Origin of the sequence: Klebsiella sp. 141162, assembly GCF_050600755.1 — a bacterium.
GTDB lineage: Bacteria > Pseudomonadota > Gammaproteobacteria > Enterobacterales > Enterobacteriaceae > Klebsiella > Klebsiella aerogenes.
The window spans coordinates 496,409-513,789 of the sequence record NZ_JAQIRI010000002.1 but is presented as its reverse complement, the minus strand read 5'-3'; the positions used below and the strand labels follow the sequence as shown (position 1 = coordinate 513,789).

General features: G+C 53.9%; 16 protein-coding genes. 1 reads left to right on the top strand and 15 read right to left on the bottom strand.

Annotated elements, in window-relative coordinates:
- Positions 1–5: 5 nt before the first annotated feature.
- The 7 genes from rlmH to leuS form a co-directional block, all read right to left on the bottom strand.
- On the bottom strand, positions 6–473 hold the full coding sequence (gene rlmH / locus PGR23_RS10050; RefSeq protein ID WP_015367732.1) for a 23S rRNA (pseudouridine(1915)-N(3))-methyltransferase RlmH: 468 nt from the start codon (positions 471–473) through the stop codon (positions 6–8).
- 3 nt (positions 474–476) lie between these two features.
- Positions 477–794: a ribosome silencing factor gene (rsfS, locus tag PGR23_RS10045; protein ID WP_002894623.1), complete on the bottom strand. Its 318-nt coding sequence runs from the start codon at positions 792–794 to the stop codon at positions 477–479.
- Between the two features lie 243 nt (positions 795–1,037).
- A complete protein-coding gene (locus PGR23_RS10040) occupies positions 1,038–1,646 on the bottom strand; it encodes an adenosylcobalamin/alpha-ribazole phosphatase (RefSeq protein ID WP_396279837.1) in 609 nt (202 codons plus the stop codon).
- A gap of 51 nt (positions 1,647–1,697) precedes the next feature.
- A complete protein-coding gene (gene nadD, locus PGR23_RS10035) occupies positions 1,698–2,348 on the bottom strand; it encodes a nicotinate-nucleotide adenylyltransferase (RefSeq protein ID WP_045392963.1) in 651 nt (216 codons plus the stop codon).
- Positions 2,341–3,372: a DNA polymerase III subunit delta gene (gene holA / locus PGR23_RS10030; RefSeq protein ID WP_047049285.1), complete on the bottom strand. Its 1,032-nt coding sequence runs from the start codon at positions 3,370–3,372 to the stop codon at positions 2,341–2,343. The genes nadD and holA overlap by 8 nt, the downstream gene beginning before the upstream one ends.
- Positions 3,372–3,962: an LPS assembly lipoprotein LptE gene (gene lptE / locus PGR23_RS10025; protein WP_047068301.1), complete on the bottom strand. Its 591-nt coding sequence runs from the start codon at positions 3,960–3,962 to the stop codon at positions 3,372–3,374. The genes holA and lptE overlap by 1 nt, the downstream gene beginning before the upstream one ends.
- 14 nt (positions 3,963–3,976) lie before the next feature.
- A complete protein-coding gene (gene leuS / locus PGR23_RS10020) occupies positions 3,977–6,559 on the bottom strand; it encodes a leucine--tRNA ligase (RefSeq protein ID WP_015704739.1) in 2,583 nt (860 codons plus the stop codon).
- A 226-nt stretch (positions 6,560–6,785) separates the two neighbouring features.
- Between leuS and PGR23_RS10015 the strand changes: the two genes are divergently transcribed.
- A complete protein-coding gene (locus PGR23_RS10015; RefSeq protein ID WP_045393055.1) occupies positions 6,786–7,268 on the top strand; it encodes a zinc ribbon-containing protein in 483 nt (160 codons plus the stop codon).
- A 44-nt stretch (positions 7,269–7,312) separates the two neighbouring features.
- Here the strand turns inward: PGR23_RS10015 and PGR23_RS10010 are convergent, their stop codons facing one another.
- The 8 genes from PGR23_RS10010 to corC all read right to left on the bottom strand — a co-directional run bounded on the left by PGR23_RS10010 (position 7,313) and on the right by corC (position 17,242).
- The gene (locus PGR23_RS10010) at positions 7,313–9,106 is read right to left on the bottom strand and encodes a filamentous hemagglutinin N-terminal domain-containing protein (RefSeq protein WP_047049278.1); all 1,794 of its coding nucleotides are present in this window, start codon (positions 9,104–9,106) and stop codon (positions 7,313–7,315) included.
- A 39-nt stretch (positions 9,107–9,145) separates the two neighbouring features.
- Positions 9,146–10,819: a ShlB/FhaC/HecB family hemolysin secretion/activation protein gene (locus tag PGR23_RS10005; protein WP_396279835.1), complete on the bottom strand. Its 1,674-nt coding sequence runs from the start codon at positions 10,817–10,819 to the stop codon at positions 9,146–9,148.
- Positions 10,820–11,160: 341 nt separating this feature from the next.
- Positions 11,161–11,886, bottom strand: coding sequence for an amino acid ABC transporter ATP-binding protein (locus tag PGR23_RS10000; protein ID WP_015367722.1), 726 nt, complete (start codon positions 11,884–11,886; stop codon positions 11,161–11,163).
- Complete coding sequence (gene gltK, locus PGR23_RS09995; RefSeq protein WP_047077889.1) at positions 11,886–12,560, bottom strand: glutamate/aspartate ABC transporter permease GltK; 675 nt, start codon at positions 12,558–12,560, stop codon at positions 11,886–11,888. Before gltK ends, PGR23_RS10000 begins: the two co-directional genes overlap by 1 nt.
- Positions 12,560–13,300 (bottom strand): amino acid ABC transporter permease, encoded by a 741-nt coding sequence (locus tag PGR23_RS09990; protein ID WP_045392974.1) that lies wholly within the window; start codon positions 13,298–13,300, stop codon positions 12,560–12,562. The genes gltK and PGR23_RS09990 overlap by 1 nt, the downstream gene beginning before the upstream one ends.
- Positions 13,301–13,463: 163 nt before the next feature.
- Positions 13,464–14,375 (bottom strand): amino acid ABC transporter substrate-binding protein, encoded by a 912-nt coding sequence (locus PGR23_RS09985; RefSeq protein WP_015367719.1) that lies wholly within the window; start codon positions 14,373–14,375, stop codon positions 13,464–13,466.
- A gap of 427 nt (positions 14,376–14,802) precedes the next feature.
- A complete protein-coding gene (lnt, locus tag PGR23_RS09980) occupies positions 14,803–16,341 on the bottom strand; it encodes an apolipoprotein N-acyltransferase (protein ID WP_047049272.1) in 1,539 nt (512 codons plus the stop codon).
- A gap of 22 nt (positions 16,342–16,363) precedes the next feature.
- Positions 16,364–17,242, bottom strand: a complete 879-nt coding sequence (corC, locus tag PGR23_RS09975; RefSeq protein ID WP_015704743.1) for a CNNM family magnesium/cobalt transport protein CorC — start codon at positions 17,240–17,242, stop codon at positions 16,364–16,366.
- Positions 17,243–17,381: the final 139 nt, after the last annotated feature.

The following is a 17,381-nucleotide window of genomic DNA, read 5'->3' as shown; positions in this document are numbered from 1 at the left end:
CATCATTACTCACGGTGGTAAGGGTGGTTAGTCGTAATGCTCCACGCACGATACAGGCTCTCAGCCACCAGCACGCGAACTAACGGGTGAGGCAACGTGAGCGTGGAAAGGGACCAACTCTGTTCCGCTGCCGCTTTGCAGGCCGGAGAGAGACCTTCCGGGCCGCCAATGAGTAAACTGACGTCCCGGCCATCCTGCTTCCAGCGTTCCAGTTCTCGCGCCAGCTGCGGCGTATCCCAGGGCTTACCGGGAATATCCAGGGTCACGATACGGTTCTTGCCTGCGGCCGCCAGCATCATTTCGCCCTCTTTTTCGAGGATGCGTTTGATATCGGCATTTTTTCCGCGCTTACCGGCAGGGATCTCTACCAGTTCGAACGGCATATCTTTTGGAAAACGGCGCAGATATTCGCTAAAGCCGGTCTGAACCCAGTCCGGCATTTTGGTGCCAACGGCCACCAATTGTAGCTTCACGCATTAACTCCAGAGTTTTTCCAGCTCGTACAGACGACGGCTCTCTTCCTGCATGACGTGAACCATCACGTCGCCCAGATCGACCACGATCCAGTCGGCGGCGGCTTCACCTTCAACGCCCAGCGGCAACATCCCGGCGGCGCGGGATTCCTGCACCACATGGTCGGCGATGGACATCACGTGGCGCGTAGACGTGCCGGTGCAAATAATCATGCAATCGGTGATGCTGGATTTGCCATGTACATCAATGGCGACGATGTCCTGACCTTTCAGGTCATCAATTTTGTCGATAACAAAATCCTGGAGTGCTTTACCCTGCAAGTGTTCCCCCTGGGTGCGTGAAGAGTGATAACAATAACGAGCCTGACAGTATACCCGAAGTCATGGCAATGTCGGGAGAAAAGTCAGCTTTCAGCCCTTGAAAGCGGGCTATCATCCCATCCCTTGCCGACGAATGCATCGCCATTTTTGTAAAACAATTTCTGTAAGATGCGTATAGCGGGTGTAGCCTGGCTGCGGAGAATAGCAGCCTGCTCGGGGCTGTCAATGGGCGGTCATGAATTCTTATTCCGCGCGCCACTGCGCCTGGCTATTTAATACCCGCAGGGTTGTAAAATCGTCGCGTCGTTCGATAAGGCTCCAGCAGCCGTGGGCGAGGGGAAAATGCCACATTGCTGAGGCAGGCATCTGCAATAAGAGTGCGATTAACAGGCTTAAAGCGCCCTGGTGGCCGACGATCAGCAGGTTATCCCGCGGCTGATATTGCCCGAGGGTGGCGACAAAAGCCGCGATACGCTGCGCGAAGGCCTGGAAGCTTTCGCCGTTGGTCGGCGCGGCGTTCTGCCAGTCTTTGCACCATGCGGCGTAGTTCTGCGGATCTTCTTTTTGCAGATCGCGATGGTGGCGCATTTCCCAATCGCCAAAAAACATCTCATTCAACGAAGGAATCACTTGCCGTGGGATTAGCCGACCAGCGAGCACCAGGTCGGCGGTATGCTGGGTCCTCTCCAGCTCGCTGCACAATACCAGCTCGAAAGGTACCTCCCGCAGACAGTCACCCAGCGAGCGCGCCTGCTGGATACCGCGTCCGGTGAGCGGGGTGGGGGCGTGACCGCTATACAGCCCGTCGACGTTAGCCTGCGTTTCGCCGTGGCGAACCAGCCATAATTTCATGATGCACTCCGTGGAAATCGCGTAGCGTAACGATATCCCCGCAGCGGGTTCTCAGCAATAGAGCTTCTGCTGGTGAATGTAGTCCAGCACGGCCGCGGGCAGCATATCGGCGCAGGAGACCCCCTGCTGCAGACGCTGACGAATCAGCGTGGCGGAAATATCGAACCACGGCGTTTCCGCCAGATAGATAGCGCCGGCGGGGCGGTTATGTAACAGCTCGATATCGTGGGTGAGATGTTTATCGAGCCATTGCTGATCTTCTTCGCGCTTCATCGCCAGTGGATATCCCGGACGACGGCAGACGATCAGATGGGCGTTATCGAGGATCGTGGCGTAGTTATGCCAGGTGGGGAAGGTCAACAGCGAATCCTGACCAATAATAAACGCCAGCGGTCGGTCGGGACCCTGTTCCTGTCGCCACTCCTGCAACGTTTGCGCCGTCCAGGAGAGGGTATCGCGCCGCAGCTCGCGCTCATCGAGGACAAACAGCGGTTTATCCGCTATCGCCAGCTCGAGCATATGTACGCGCTGGGCGCTGGTGGCCTCCGGCTGCGGACGATGCGGCGGGACGTTATTGGGGACGATGATCACCCGGTTAAGACCGATCTGGTTCGCCAGAATTTCTACCGGCTTCAGGTGGCCATAATGCACCGGATCGAAGGTGCCGCCGTACATCGCCTGCAACTGAGTCATATCAACCATCAATGAAAACGTCCGCCAGCGCTTTATGGCAGAGCAGTAACGAAAGACTTTCCAGCTCGGGCCATATTGACTGGCCATAATCTTGTTTGAAGGTGAGCTCGGCGCGGGTTAATAACGTGACGGCCTGGCGCAGTTGCTCGGCGCTGAGGCGCGTGAGCGCGTCACCCACCAGTTGACGGCGGTTCTGCCAGACCCGGTGTTTATCAAACAGCGTACGCAGCGGCGTATGCGCCGACTGGCGCTTCAGGTTCACCAGCAGCAGCAGTTCGCGCTGCAGCGTGCGCAGCAAAATGGCGGGTTCGCAGCCTTCAAGGCGCAGTTGCTGCAGGACGTGCAGTACGCGCTTGCTCTTGCCGGCCAGCAGGGCATCGACCCAGTGATATGGCGTGAAGTGGGCGGCATCATTCACCGCCTGTTCAACGCGAGGCAACGTCAGCTTGCCGTCAGGCCACAGCAGCGAGAGCCGCTCCAGCGCCTGCGCTAACGCCAGCAGATTACCTTCATAGCAGTAGCACAGCAGTTGGCTGGCGGCTTCATCTAATTGCAGCTTGTTCTGCTTAGCGCGGGCGGCCAGCCAGCGCGGTAGCTGCGCGTATTCCGGCGTCTGACAGCTGACCTGTACGGCGCGGCTGGCAAGCGCGGTCACCCATGCTGCGTTTTCCTGGGCTTTGGTAAGCTTATTGCCGCGGACAATCAGCAGCAGATCTTCATGCAGCATACCGACCAGCGTGGCTAGCTGTTCGTTAATCGCCGCATTCGGACCGTTTTCCGGCAGAATAAGCAGAAGCGTCTGGCGGCTGGAAAAGAGGCTCAGCGCCTGACTTAAGGAGAAAAGGGCGGGCCAGTCGGTGCTGGCATCGATGGTCGCGGTGTGATGTTCGGTAAAGCCCTGGGCGGCCGCGGCTTCGCGGATGGCATCCTGGCTTTCCTGTAACAACAGCGGATCGTTACCAAGCAATAAATACGCCGCGCGCAGCCCTTCAGTGAGCTGCGCGCGGAGTTGTTCCGGGTACAACCGAATCATCAGTTACCCAGCGTAGTGGAAACGCGGTTGCCGGAGGTCGAGGCGGCCGGGGTTCCAGACACCGGTTGCTCAGCCTCTTTGGTGGCTTCGACATCCGCAACATGCACGCTCGGCAATTTGCGGATCAGCTGTTCCGCGGCCTTGTCGTACATCTCACGAACAATCATGTCCTGCTCGGCATCTTTCGCCAGCGCCGCCTGCGGGTTATCGAAGAATGAACGATAAACCTTGGTATTGATTGGGTAAATGTCATGACCCGGGATCAATACGGTGGCGTTAACGGTCAGCACCATCTGGTATTCAGCAGTACGACCATCCTGGAAAATGGATGCCGTATCTTTCTGAATGGATGAGTTACCCAGACGCAGGGACGGAACGTCCTTACGCAGCGTATCGGCATCGATCAGCTCAACGCCATTCAAACGCAGCTGATTACGTACCGCACGGCTTAACGGACCGTTCGGATCGCTTGACTGGAAAATCATAGTTTTCATTGTGGTTGGAACCTGCGTATTGCTACGCAGATGCCAGCCGCAACCGGCGGTGATTAACACCGCCAGAGATAACAGCATTGTTGCCAGATATCGCACGCTTCCTCCCGCGCTTAGCCAACGACCAGATTGAGCAGTTTGCCCGGAACGTAAATCACTTTACGTACGGTCACGCCTTCAAGGTATTTTGCGACCAGATGTTCCTGGCCTGCACGTTCACGAACCTGCTCCTCGGTTGCATCTACCGCAACGGTAATTTTACCACGAACTTTACCGTTTACCTGGACGACGACCAGAGTCGTGTTTTCAACCATTGCACTTTCGTCCGCTACCGGCCACGGCGCGTTGTCGATATCGCCTTCGCCGCCCAGTTCTTGCCACAGGGTGAAGCAGGCATGCGGGGTGAACGGGTTGAGCATACGTACGACTGCCAGCAGAGCCTCACGCATCAGCGCGCGATCCTGCTCGCCTTCCTGCGGCGCTTTCGCCAGTTTGTTCATCAGCTCCATCACCGCGGCAATGGCGGTATTGAAGGTCTGACGACGGCCGATATCATCGGTCACTTTGGCAATCGTTTTATGCACGTCGCGACGCAGCGCTTGCTGATCTTCGCTGAGGCTTGCCACATCCAGAGCGACAGCCGGGCCCTGAGAGGTATGCTCGTAAACCAGTTTCCAGACGCGTTTCAGGAAGCGGTTCGCGCCTTCTACGCCGGATTCCTGCCACTCCAGGGTCATTTCCGCCGGAGACGCGAACATCATGAACAGACGTACGGTATCCGCGCCGTAGCGTTCAACCATCACCTGCGGGTCGATACCGTTGTTCTTCGACTTGGACATTTTGCTCATGCCGGTGTACACCAGCTCGCGGCCCTGCGGATCGAAGGCTTTAACGATGCGGCCTTTTTCATCACGCTCAACGGTAGCGTCAATCGGTGATACCCAGTTACGCTCGCCGTTTTCGCCGACGTAGTAGAACGCATCGGCCAGTACCATGCCCTGGCACAGCAGCTGTTTGGCTGGCTCATCGGAGTTCACCATACCGGCATCGCGCATCAGCTTGTGGAAGAAGCGGAAATAGAGCAGGTGCATAATCGCGTGTTCGATACCGCCGATATAGATATCCACCGGCAGCCAGTAGTTCGCGGCATTCGGGTCCAGCATGCCTTTATCGTACTGCGGGCAGGTATAGCGCGCGTAGTACCAGGAAGACTCCATAAAGGTGTCAAAGGTGTCGGTTTCACGCAGCGCCGGCATGCCGTTAACGGTGGTTTTCGCCCACTCCGGGTCGGCTTTGATCGGACTGGTGATGCCGTCCATGACCACGTCTTCCGGCAGAATAACCGGCAGCTGATCTTCCGGCGTCGGCATCACGGTACCGTCTTCCAGGGTCACCATCGGAATTGGCGCGCCCCAGTAACGCTGGCGGGAAACCCCCCAGTCGCGCAGGCGGTAGTTAACTTTGCGCTCGCCAACGCCCATCGCGGCCAATTTATCGGCGATGGCGTTGAAGCCCGCTTCGTAATCCAGGCCGCTAAATTCGCCGGAATTAAACAGCACGCCTTTTTCAGTCAGCGCCTGCTCGGAGAGATCCGGCTCGGAACCGTCGGCGGCGAGGATAACCGGCTTGATGTTCAGGCCGTATTTGCTGGCAAACTCGTAGTCGCGTTGGTCGTGACCCGGGACGGCCATCACCGCGCCGGTACCGTATTCCATCAGCACGAAGTTCGCCGCCCATACCGGAATCGCTTCGCCGGTCAGCGGGTGAATAGCTTTAAAGCCGGTGTCGACGCCTTTTTTCTCCATTGTCGCCATGTCGGCTTCGGCAACTTTGGTGTTACGGCATTCGTCAATAAAGGCGGCCAGCGCCGGATTGTTAGCCGCAGCCTGCTGGGCCAGCGGGTGACCCGCAGCGACCGCCAGGTAGGTGCAGCCCATAAAGGTATCCGGGCGGGTGGTGTAGACGGTCAGCTTATCGGCGTAGTCGTTGACGTCAAAGGAGATTTCCACCCCTTCAGAGCGGCCGATCCAGTTGCGCTGCATGGTCTTAACGGTGTCTGGCCAGTGGTCCAGATTGTCCAGATCGTTGAGCAGTTCATCGGCGTAGGCGGTGATTTTAATAAACCACTGCGGGATTTCTTTACGCTCAACCTTGGTGTCGCAGCGCCAGCAGCAGCCGTCGATAACCTGTTCGTTAGCCAGCACGGTCTGGTCATTCGGACACCAGTTGACCGCGGAGGTTTTCTTGTACACCAGGCCTTTTTTATACAGCTCGGTGAAGAATTTTTGCTCCCAGCGGTAGTATTCCGGGGTGCAGGTCGCAATTTCACGGCTCCAGTCATAGCCGAAGCCCAGCTTTTTCAGCTGGTTTTTCATGTATGCGATGTTGTCGTAGGTCCACGGCGCCGGGGCGGTATTGTTTTTCACCGCCGCGCCTTCCGCAGGCAGACCAAACGCATCCCAACCGATCGGCTGCAGGACGTTTTTGCCCAGCATGCGCTGATAGCGCGCGATGACGTCGCCGATGGTGTAGTTACGCACGTGACCCATGTGTAGTCGACCAGAAGGATAAGGAAGCATCGACAGGCAGTAATACTTCTCTTTGCTCTCGTCTTCAGTTACTTCAAATGTACGATTTTCGTCCCAGTGAAGCTGGACTTTCGATTCTATCTCTTCCGGGCGGTATTGCTCTTGCATGGCAGCCAGTGGTCCTGTTTTCAATACAGCTACAAAATGTAGCCAATGGATGTGTTATTTCAGATCGGCATAGCATAGCCCAAACGTCCACGTCAAAACAGCCTTTCGCACATTAACATCGGCAAAAGCGAAGCAGAATTTTTCACGACTCTGTGGCGCGGCTGGCAAAGCAAACCGCAGATAACGTCTATTATTAGAAGCAGTTAATCACACCGGAGGCGAAATGATGAACAAGGTTGCTCAATATTACCGGGAACTGGTCTCCTCGCTCAGTGAACGGCTGCGCAATGGAGAGCGTGACATTGACGCGCTGGTGAAGCAGGCGAGGGAGAAAATCACCCAGGCAGGCGATCTGACGCAGAGCGAGGTCGAGTCGCTGATCGCGGCGGTAAAGCGCGATTTAGAAGAATTTGCCCGCAGCTACGAAGAGAGCCATGAAGACGATAGCGACAGCGTCTTTATGCGGGTCATCAAAGAGAGCCTGTGGCAGGAACTTGCGGATATTACGGATAAAACGCAGCTTGAATGGCGCGAAGTATTCCAGGACTTGAACCACCACGGGGTTTATCACAGTGGAGAGGTGGTGGGGCTGGGTAATCTGGTATGCGAAAAGTGTCACTACCATCTGGCGGTGTACACACCGGATGTGCTGCCGCGCTGCCCAAAATGTGGGCATGACCAGTTCCAGCGTCGACCCTTTGAACCGTAATCGGTAAAGCAGCGATGCGCATTGTGCTGCGCATCGCTGAGTTATTACAGAACGGTATTGATTTCCGCAATCTTAAAGTACTGATAACCGCCCATTTCATTGGTATAGTTATGCGATGAGTTTAGTATCAGCTTGTTAGTACGAATGGTGCCGATATCACAGGTACTCCACTTTAACCAGCCGCAGCCGCGACCGCTATTAACGATTTTTTTCGCGGTCAGGGTCAGGGTGTCATCCGCCTGTAGTAAATAATAGTTGTAGATATTCGCTTTGTTTTGCGTGTCCAGCAGCAAATCGCCGGTGCTGTAGATAGTGCCTTCGTTAACAATATCTCCGGTGCTGGTGATCGAAATTGTATTTGCTATTATGGTGCCGGTATTGTTTACCGGGCCGTGGTCGGTTGTAATACTGCCGGCGTTCATCGCGCCATTATTATTCAGCCAATAGCTGTGAGCGGTAATGGCGTTGGTGGCCGTCATTGTTCCATTGGCGCTTTGCGCCAGAGTCCCATTCGTTAGCATATCGATATTTTCACCGGTCATGCTGCCCTGATTATAAATCTCACCGGTGTTGGTGGTGTTGTCCTGATTTAACGACTTGACGGTAACCTTACCTGTCGCGCTGATAGCGCCGGTATTTTTAAAGTTGCTGCCGACAAAGTTCAATACGGTATTTTTACCGCTGATGGTGCCGGCATTGGTGAAATTACCTATTGATGTGGCGGTAATCTGGGCGCCCGAAGTGATTTTAGCCCCGGCGTTGTTGGTTATCGCTCCGTTGCTGGCGGCGATCAGATTGGAGGTAGCGCTAATCGTTCCACTATTTTGTAAATTGCCTACGGCACTCAGAACTAATTGTTTAGTGGAGCTGATAGTGCCCTTACTGCCGTTAGTGAGTGCGCCGTAGGTGGTGATTTTCGTCAAGTTTTTAGTCGTCAGCGTACCGTTATTGGTGAAGTTACCGGAGGCGGCGATGCTGGTGAGAAGGCCATTACTGGTGATGGACCCATCGTTGGTCAGTAATCCATTGTTGGTCATGGAAAGTGAAGAGTTGGCGGTGATAGAGCCTTTATTACGTACGCCGAAGCCTAGATTGTTTCCGACCATACTGATGCTGTTGGCTTTAATGCCACCAAGGCTGCTGATATCAATGCTATATACCGGATTGAGCATTTGCAGCATGGTGGCGGTTTTTCCTGCGGATGTCATAACGCCCGTGCTGTTATCGAAGGTGAAATTACCGCCGCCGACCACGGAACTACCGGCGTTGACCATACCATTGATGGCGACGGCGTCTGCCAGCAATGCGGCATAGCTGGTGGAAGCATCCATACCCTTTTCACCGATAGTGACTTTGCCCTTGGTAATGGTATAGCTGCCGATAGCGCCTTCATCGGTCAGATTGACCTGGCCGGTGGTTAATACCGCCTTGTTGGTGTTAACGAAACTACACCCGGAGCAGGTAATGCCATTGGGGTTGGCAATGACGACGTCGGCTTTTAGACCGGCGACTTCAATAAAACCATTCAGTGAACTGGCTTTATTGGAGGTGACTTCATTGAGGATCACCGACGCCCCGCCGTTGGTCAGATTGTTGTTTTTAGCGATATTGCCAAAAGTCGCGTGATCAATATCACTGCTGCTGTTATTGAGTATTAAACCGTTGCCGTCAACGTTAAATTCACGATACAGGTTGTGCGAAACGCCTGCAGCATTTGGCGCTTCAATATCCACTACCTTTGCGCCTGATAGATGGGTATAAGTCGTCGGGTCGGCATACACTACCGTCGAGCTTAACGCTGCTGCTAAAGCAACATAGGTTAATTTAAACTTAAACATGAATTCATTCCTTTAAATATGATTGGCAATATGTTGGTTTTAATACTTCCATTTCAATGCGAAGCCCATATTGATCGAGTCGCTCTGAAAGTTATCCGGCTTACTTAGCGGCGTACCGATAAAAAGATCATATTGCGTGGAAAGCAGCTTGCCACGTAATCCGCTAACCGCACCTGAAATCACTTTCCCTTGCCGATATTGTTCGCTGCCAATAATACGACCAATATCTAATCCTAAATAAAATTGCTGTTCCGGGCCGGCAATATCCCAGATAAAATCATTACTCCAGTACCAGCCCTGATTGCCTGAGAGAGTATATTCGCCATCAAATCCGCGGACCGTCCAGCGGTTGCCAATATTAAATTGGTTATCCGAAGAGAGAATATCCGGGCTGTATTGCGCATTAAAATGCGGTGCATAACTAAATTTGTTGCCGGTTAAATCGAATTTCATCAAAGCCTGCAAGTCGGCGTGCACGACGCGTGAACGCTTGCTGAACAGGCCTGCTTTTTCTTCTGGCGTGGCGACGGAGCTTAGCCATGGAAGGCGGCGTTGTAGCCCCAGACTGGCGGCGACGACTTTTTTATCGAAATAACGTTGCTGGCGTAGCGTCAGCTCCCATGTCGGGTTTTGTTTGCGCATCACCCCGAGCTCCTCACCGCCAAAGTAGTAGCGTGAAGCGCTTTTTGCGATGCGTAAATCCAGCGATGTCTGTTGCTGACGAGTATGCGACAGGAGTCGCGACAGCGTAGCGCTGTAGTAGCGGTTTTTACTTTTATAGTCCGTTTGCGACCAGGCGCCTTTGAACAGCTGTCTATATTGACTCTGCGAACCGTAAAGACTTAATGACCAGTAGCCGAAGGGGATCGAGTAATAAAGACTGCCATTCTGGTTGCCGTCATTATGCTGATTAAATTCAATATCGCCGCCGCCGGAGACATAGAAAATATCGTTGAGCGTGGTGACATCATACAAATAGAGCGCGCCGCCGGCCTGATAGCGGCCGCTGGCGCGGCTGCCAGCATCATCAACCCAGGCACCGACCTGCCACTTTTTATCCAGACGACGAGTAAGCATCAGATTGCTTTCCGCCTCCCGCTGTCCCGGCAAGATTTGCATATTCGCTGAACTTCCCGGCAGGCGAAGCAGGTTTTCCATCCCCTGTTCCAGGTCAGAGAGGCGCAGAATATCTCCCTCACGCGCGGGGATATTGTTCCAGATACTGGTGGTTTGCTCACTTGTCGTTGACCAGAGTATTTCACCGATTCTGCCATACGCCAGCTCGAGCTTTAGTGTCCCTTGCGTCAATGACTGTTCCGGGATAGTCACTAATGAAGTGATATAACCGCGGGCGATTAACTCATTTTGTAATGCCATGGCGAGGTACTGAATGCCGTTAATCCCAAGGCAACGATGCAGAGCTTGAGACGTGAGATTATCCAGTAGCTTATGTGTCAGCCCCGGCTCGGCGGAATTGATACGAATGGTGTTGATTAACCGACAGTTTTTTTCCTCGGGAAACGTTAGCGTTTGTCTGTCGGTATTAATTTGCGAAGCTTGAGTGCCCTGGTGCTGTGGCGTTAGCGCCGCCTGACGCGCTTTATCCTGCTCATTTTGATTCGTTGTGGCCGAGGCAATGGTGCTGGCAATAGCCTGCTGCTGATATAAAAATAAAATTAGCAGGGCGTGAATCAGATTGTGTTTATTAAACATGAAGCAAGATCCATTTGTTTCATTGAATGGGTGTGTCGTGTTTTTAAGCGCGCAGGTGCATCTTTAGAAAAATTATTTTTATTTAAGCGTAATGTTATGTAGAGAAATTTTCCCTGAAGCCGTTTTTAACGGGGGGGTATGTTAGCTGTGGCGGTAACGCTTAGCTATGCGAAGGAAACTGAATTTTATATGAATTAAACTAATTTAGAATGTGAATTATTGGGCGCGGCGGCTGATTCATTTACTGACTTAATAGAGATAGTCTTAAAATAAACCACTAATATATGTGTGCAATATTGCAGGGGGAAAGAAGGCGCGCACATGAGGTGCGCGCTGGGATTTTAGTGCAGGATTTTGGCGAGGAAATCTTTCGCGCGTTCTGATTGCGGGTTGGCGAAGAAGGCTTCTTTATCGACATCTTCGACAATTTTACCTTCATCCATAAAGATGACCCGGTTGGCTACTTTACGGGCAAAGCCCATTTCGTGCGTCACTACCATCATGGTCATGCCTTCGTTAGCCAGTTCGACCATGACATCCAGCACTTCGTTGATCATCTCCGGGTCAAGCGCTGAGGTCGGCTCATCGAACAGCATCGCAATCGGATCCATACACAGCGCGCGGGCGATCGCGACACGCTGCTGCTGACCGCCTGAGAGCTGCGCCGGATATTTTTCCGCATGCGCCGCCAGGCCCACGCGCTCCAATAATTTGAGACCCTTTTTACGGGAAGATTCTTTATCGCGATTAAGAACCTTAATTTGCGCCAGCGTCAGATTGTCGATGATCGACAGATGCGGGAACAGTTCAAAGTGCTGGAATACCATGCCGACGCGGGAACGCAATTTAGCAAGATTGGTTTTCTTATCGTTAACCTGGGTGCCATCAACGATAATTTCGCCTTGCTGGACCGGCTCCAGGCCGTTAACGGTTTTAATCAGCGTCGATTTACCGGAGCCAGACGGCCCGCAGACCACGACGACTTCGCCTTTTTTCACTTCGGTGGAGCAATCGGTCAGCACCTGAAAGTGACCATACCATTTTGAAATATTTTTCAGGGTAATCATTACACAGTCCTTTTCTTCAACCAGCTGACCAACAGCGATGCGCTGAGACTAAATATAAAATAAACGGCGCCTGCGAACAGGATCATTTCCACCTGGGTTCCGTCGCGCTCGCCAATAGTAGAGGCGGTACGGAAGAAATCGGCCAGACTCAGGACATACACCAGTGAGGTATCCTGGAACAGCACAATCCCCTGGGTTAATAGCAGCGGGACCATCGCGCGGAAGGCCTGCGGCAGGATCACCAGCTTCATCGATTGCCAGTGGGTCATCCCCAGCGCCAGCGCGGCGCTTGATTGACCGCGGGAAATGCTCTGGATACCGGCGCGAATAATTTCCGAATAGTAGGCCGCTTCAAACATCGAAAATGCCACCATTGCCGAAATCAGGCGAATATCGGTTTTCGGCGACAGCCCCAGCACGTTTTGCAGGAATCCGGGAACGATCAGATAGAACCACAGCAGCACCATCACCAGCGGAATCGAGCGGAAAACGTTAACGTAAGTTTTGGCAAACCACGCCAGCGGCAGGAAGCTTGACAGGCGCATCACCGCCAGAATGGTGCCCCAAACGATACCGAAAATAATCGCCGTGACGGTGATTTTCAGCGTAATGACCAATCCTGCCAGCAGGTAGGGCATGGAAGGAACAATTGAACTCCAGTCAAAATCGTACATTATTTGCCTCCCATATTGCCCGGCAGACGAACTTTACGTTCAACCACGTACATCACCAGCATAATGACGGCGTTGATGAAGACATAGGCGAGGGTGATCGCGGTAAACGATTCCCAGGCGTGGGCAGAGTAATCCAGTAACTTGCCGGCCTGCGCCGCCATATCCGCCAGGCCGATGGTGGAAGCGATGGCCGAGTTTTTTACCAGGTTCATCATTTCCGAGGTCATCGGCGGCACGATAACGCGATAAGCGTTCGGCAGCAGCACGTAGCGATAGGTTTGCGGCAGGGTCAGGCCCATCGCCAGGCCGGCATTTTTTTGCCCGCGTGGAAGGGACTGTATCGCGGCGCGGACCTGCTCGCAGACGCGGGCGGCGGTAAACAGCCCGAGGCACAGCATTGAGGAGACAAAGAACTGAATATTGGGATCCAGCTCGGATTTAAACCACATACCGACGTTTTCCGGCAGAAATTCCGGAATAACAAGGTACCAGGTAAAGAACTGCACGATCAGTGGAACGTTACGAAACAGTTCGACGTAACAGGTACCAATCCCGGCTAACCAGCGGTTAGGGACGGTACGCAGAATGCCGAACAGCGAGCCGACAAGGAAAGCGATAATCCAGGCGCTAATCGACAGTGCGACGGTAACCTGAAAGCCGCTCCATAACCAGCCTAAGTAAGTGGTGTTGCCGAACGGGGCGGGTTGCAGGAATATTCCCCAGTTCCAGTCTATTGACATAAATAAACTCCAGAAAAAAAAGGGTAGCAGCGCTACCCTCGAAGATTGTTGCCCTGCTTGTTTCGGTATTCGCGGCGGCTGGGGAACGACCAGCCGCCGTATAGTCTGTCCGTGCGAAGGCAACAATCGGGAGGGCTACTTTGTCGAGCCCCTGTTTTTTTAATTAGTTAAGAGCTTTATCATTCGGTGATTTGAACAGCGCCTTCATGTCGTCGGACAGTTCGAAGTTCAGGTTCAGATTTTTCGGCGGAATCGGGTTCTTGAACCAGGTGTCGAACCATTTTGCCGCTTCGCCGGAGGTCTGCGCCTGGGCGACGGTGTCATCGACCAGCGTTTTGAACGACGCGTCGTCTTTACGCAGCATGCAGCCATAGGCCTCTTTCGATTGCGGCGTACCGACGATTTCCCAGTTATCCGGTTTCTTCGCTTTTGCGCGCTCGCCGGCCAGCAGGGCATCATCCATCATAAAGGCCACCGCGCGGCCGCTTTCCAGAGTACGGAAGGAGTCACCGTGATCTTTCGCGCTGATGATGCGCATGTTCATTTTCTTCTCGTCGTTGAGCTTATGCAGCAGGACTTCCGAGGTGGTACCGGAGGTGACGACCACCGCTTTGTCTTTCAGATCCGGGAAGTCTTTAATCGGGCCGCCTTTTTTCACCAGCAGACGGGTGCCGACGACGAAGATCGTGTCAGAGAAGGCGGCCTGTTTCTGGCGCTCCAGGTTGTTGGTGGTGGAGCCGCACTCGAAATCATAGGTGCCGTTCTGCAGCAGCGGGATACGGTTCTGCGAGGTGACCGGAATCAGCTTCACCTGCAGATCGGGTTTGTTCAGTTTTTTCTTGATGGCTTCAACGATAGCGTTGGAGTAATCCTGAGAGTAACCCACCACTTTCTGTTGGTTATCGTAGTAGGAGAATGGTACGGAAGATTCGCGGTGGCCGACGACGATCACCCCATTTTTAGCGATTTTATCCAGCGTGCTCTGACCTGCGGCCGGGGCGGCATCTTCAGCGTGCGCCAGACCGGCGGTCACTCCCATGACCAGCATTGCGGCGGCCAGTTTACGTAATTGCATATCCAACTCCTTATCCTTAACGCCAGGGACGCTAGTGATACCCATTGTGATTGTGTGTATGTGTTGTTATTCCCGTTAGCTCTGCCGTAAGGCGGCGCTTTCGGGAATCGTCTGCAATCTTAAAGTGCAGTATTTGTATGAGCTTGTTAGCATTTAGTTTGGCTTAATGTAAAGATTTTGATGCGTTATTGTTTATTTTTGCGAAGCACTCCGCACCATTTATGGGCAAAAATGGTTTGTTGCACCAACATGGCGCGAAGTGCGAACGCTTTCGGTGCAACCCCGGTGCAACCGCGGTCAAAATCGTCTACAGGGGGAAATTAAGCAATGGGCGTGCCAGATTGGCGCAAGGGAGCGTAAAGCTGGGAAGAGTCACCGGCGACAAACGCCGCCGGGAGTTGGCCGGGCGGCAGCCCGGCGGAGAAGGTTAGCGACGACGCTGGCGCAGGCTCATCACCAGCGCGGCAAAGCCGAAGAGGGCGGTTAACGCCCACAGCGGCCAGTTGCCGGTACGGGCATACGGCGTCAGGCCGGTGGTTGGCGTGACCTTAGTGGTCAACACCGCGCGGGTAAACTGCGGGATCATGTCCTGAATTTCACCACGCGGGCCGATAACGGCGGTAATACCATTGTTGGTGCTGCGCAGCAGCGGGCGCGCCAGCTCCAGCGCGCGCATCCGCGCCATCTGGAAGTGCTGCCACGGGCCGATCGATTTACCAAACCACGCATCGTTGGAGATGGTCAGCAGGTAATCGGTATCCGGGCGGAAATTATCGCGGACCTGTTCGCCGAGAATAATTTCGTAGCAAATTGCCGCCGTGAGTTTCAGGTTATGCGCTACCAGCTGCGGCTGCACGTAAGGACCGCGGCTGAACGAGGACATCGGCAAATCGAAGAACGGCGCCAGCGGGCGTAAAATCGACTCCAGCGGCACAAATTCGCCGAACGGCACCAGATGGTTCTTGTTGTAGCGGTTGGTCGAGTCGTAGCTGTACGGATTATCTTTACCCAGCGTAATGATGGTGTTGTAGGTATCGTAGCGGTTTTGTTTATTGAGCCGCGCATCGACAATACCGGTAATCAGCGAGCTATTTTTGGCCCGCATCAGGTCATCAACCATGCTGAGGAAATGCTGCTGATTGATTTCCAGATCCGGGATCGCAGATTCCGGCCAGATAATCAGCTGCGATTTACCCATATGCGGCTGGGTGAGATCGAGGTAGGTTTTCAGGGTATTAACCAGCTGGTTTTCATCCCATTTCATCGCCTGCGGGATATCGCCCTGCACCAGCGAGACTTCCGTCGCGCGTGCCGGCAGCAACTGGTACCACTGAATGTAACGCAGCGGGAAGGGCAGGGCAAACAGCACCGCGGCGATCAGCAGCGGTTTCCAGCTGCGTTGCACAATAGCCAGCGCCAGCAGACCGCTGACCACCATTAACAGAAAGTTTATCGCCTCAACGCCCATCACCGGCGCCAGACCTTTTAGCGGGCCGTCAATCTGGCTATAGCCGAACTGCAGCCACGGGAAACCGGTCAATACCCAGCCGCGGAGAAATTCGGTAATTTGCCAGACCGCAGGCGCGGCGATGGCCAGACGGATCCAGTTGGTTTTCGGCCACAGTTTCGCGAGGAGCCCGGCGAAAAGGCCGGTATACAGCGATAGATAGGCCGCCAGGAGGGCAACGAGGAAAACGTTAACCGGGCCCGGCATGCCGCCGAACTGCGCGATGCTAACGTAAACCCAGTTAATACCGGTGCCGAATAGCCCAAGCCCCCAGAAGTAGCCAATCCAGGCGCTCTGTAGCGGGCGACGGTTAAGAGTGAGCGCCTGCAGACCAAACAGCGAGACGATGGCCGCCGGCCAGAAGTCGTAAGGTGAAAAAGCCAGCGTTCCGCTGGCTCCGAATAATAGCGCCAGCAGCAGACGTACGCGCTGGCGTTCAAGTAAAGAGGCAAATACCATTTAGGTTAATCGTCCCGTTAAATTAGTCTTCCAGCTTCGGCTGCGGCGCATCATCAGGAAGCTTTACATGGACCTGAATAATACGTCTGCTGTCAGCCATTGCGACCTTGAATTGGTAACCATCAATGTCAATCGACTCGCCGCGGGCCGGCAGATGACCAAAGGCCTGCATCACCAGCCCGCCGATGGTATCGACCTCTTCATCGCTGAAGTGGGTGCCGTAGGCTTTATTGAAGTCTTCAATCGATGCCAGCGCGCGTACCGTCCAGGTATGACGGCTTAGCTGACGGAAATCGATATCTTCCTCTTCGTCATACTCGTCTTCGATTTCGCCGACGATAAGCTCAAGGATGTCTTCAATCGTCACCAGGCCGGAGACGCCGCCGAACTCGTCGATGACGATCGCCATATGATAACGTTGCGAGCGGAACTCTTTCAGCATGCGGTCAACCCGCTTGCTTTCAGGCACGACAACCGCCGGGCGTAACACTTTTTCCATGCTGAAAGCTTCGGCGTCGCTGCGCATAAACGGCAGCAGATCCTTAGCCATCAGAATCCCTTCAATGTGATCTTTATCTTCGCTAATGACCGGGAAACGCGAGTGGGCGGATTCGATGATCACATCGAGGCACTCGTCCAGCGTCTGGTTGCGTTTCAGGGTAATCATTTGCGAGCGCGGGATCATAATATCGCGGACGCGCTGGTCGGCGATATCCATTACCCCTTCGAGCATGTCGCGCGTATCTTCATCGATAAGCTCGTTCTGCCCGGAGTCACGGATCAGCGCCAATAATTCATCACGGTTTTTGGGTTCACCGTGAAAAAGTTGGCTGAGTAAGAGGGAGAAAAATCCCTTTTTGCTGTTTACTGTGTCACTACTGTGTGAATTGTCGTCGCTCATGGCGTCGTATGGGTTCTCGTGTTGATTTAATTGTCGCTCGTCGCGCGTAAACTCAGCGTCGTACGGCATGTTTAGCCTGATGGCGCTACGCCTGTCAGGCCTTCGATACGCATGAATGTAGGCCGGATAAGGCGCTCGC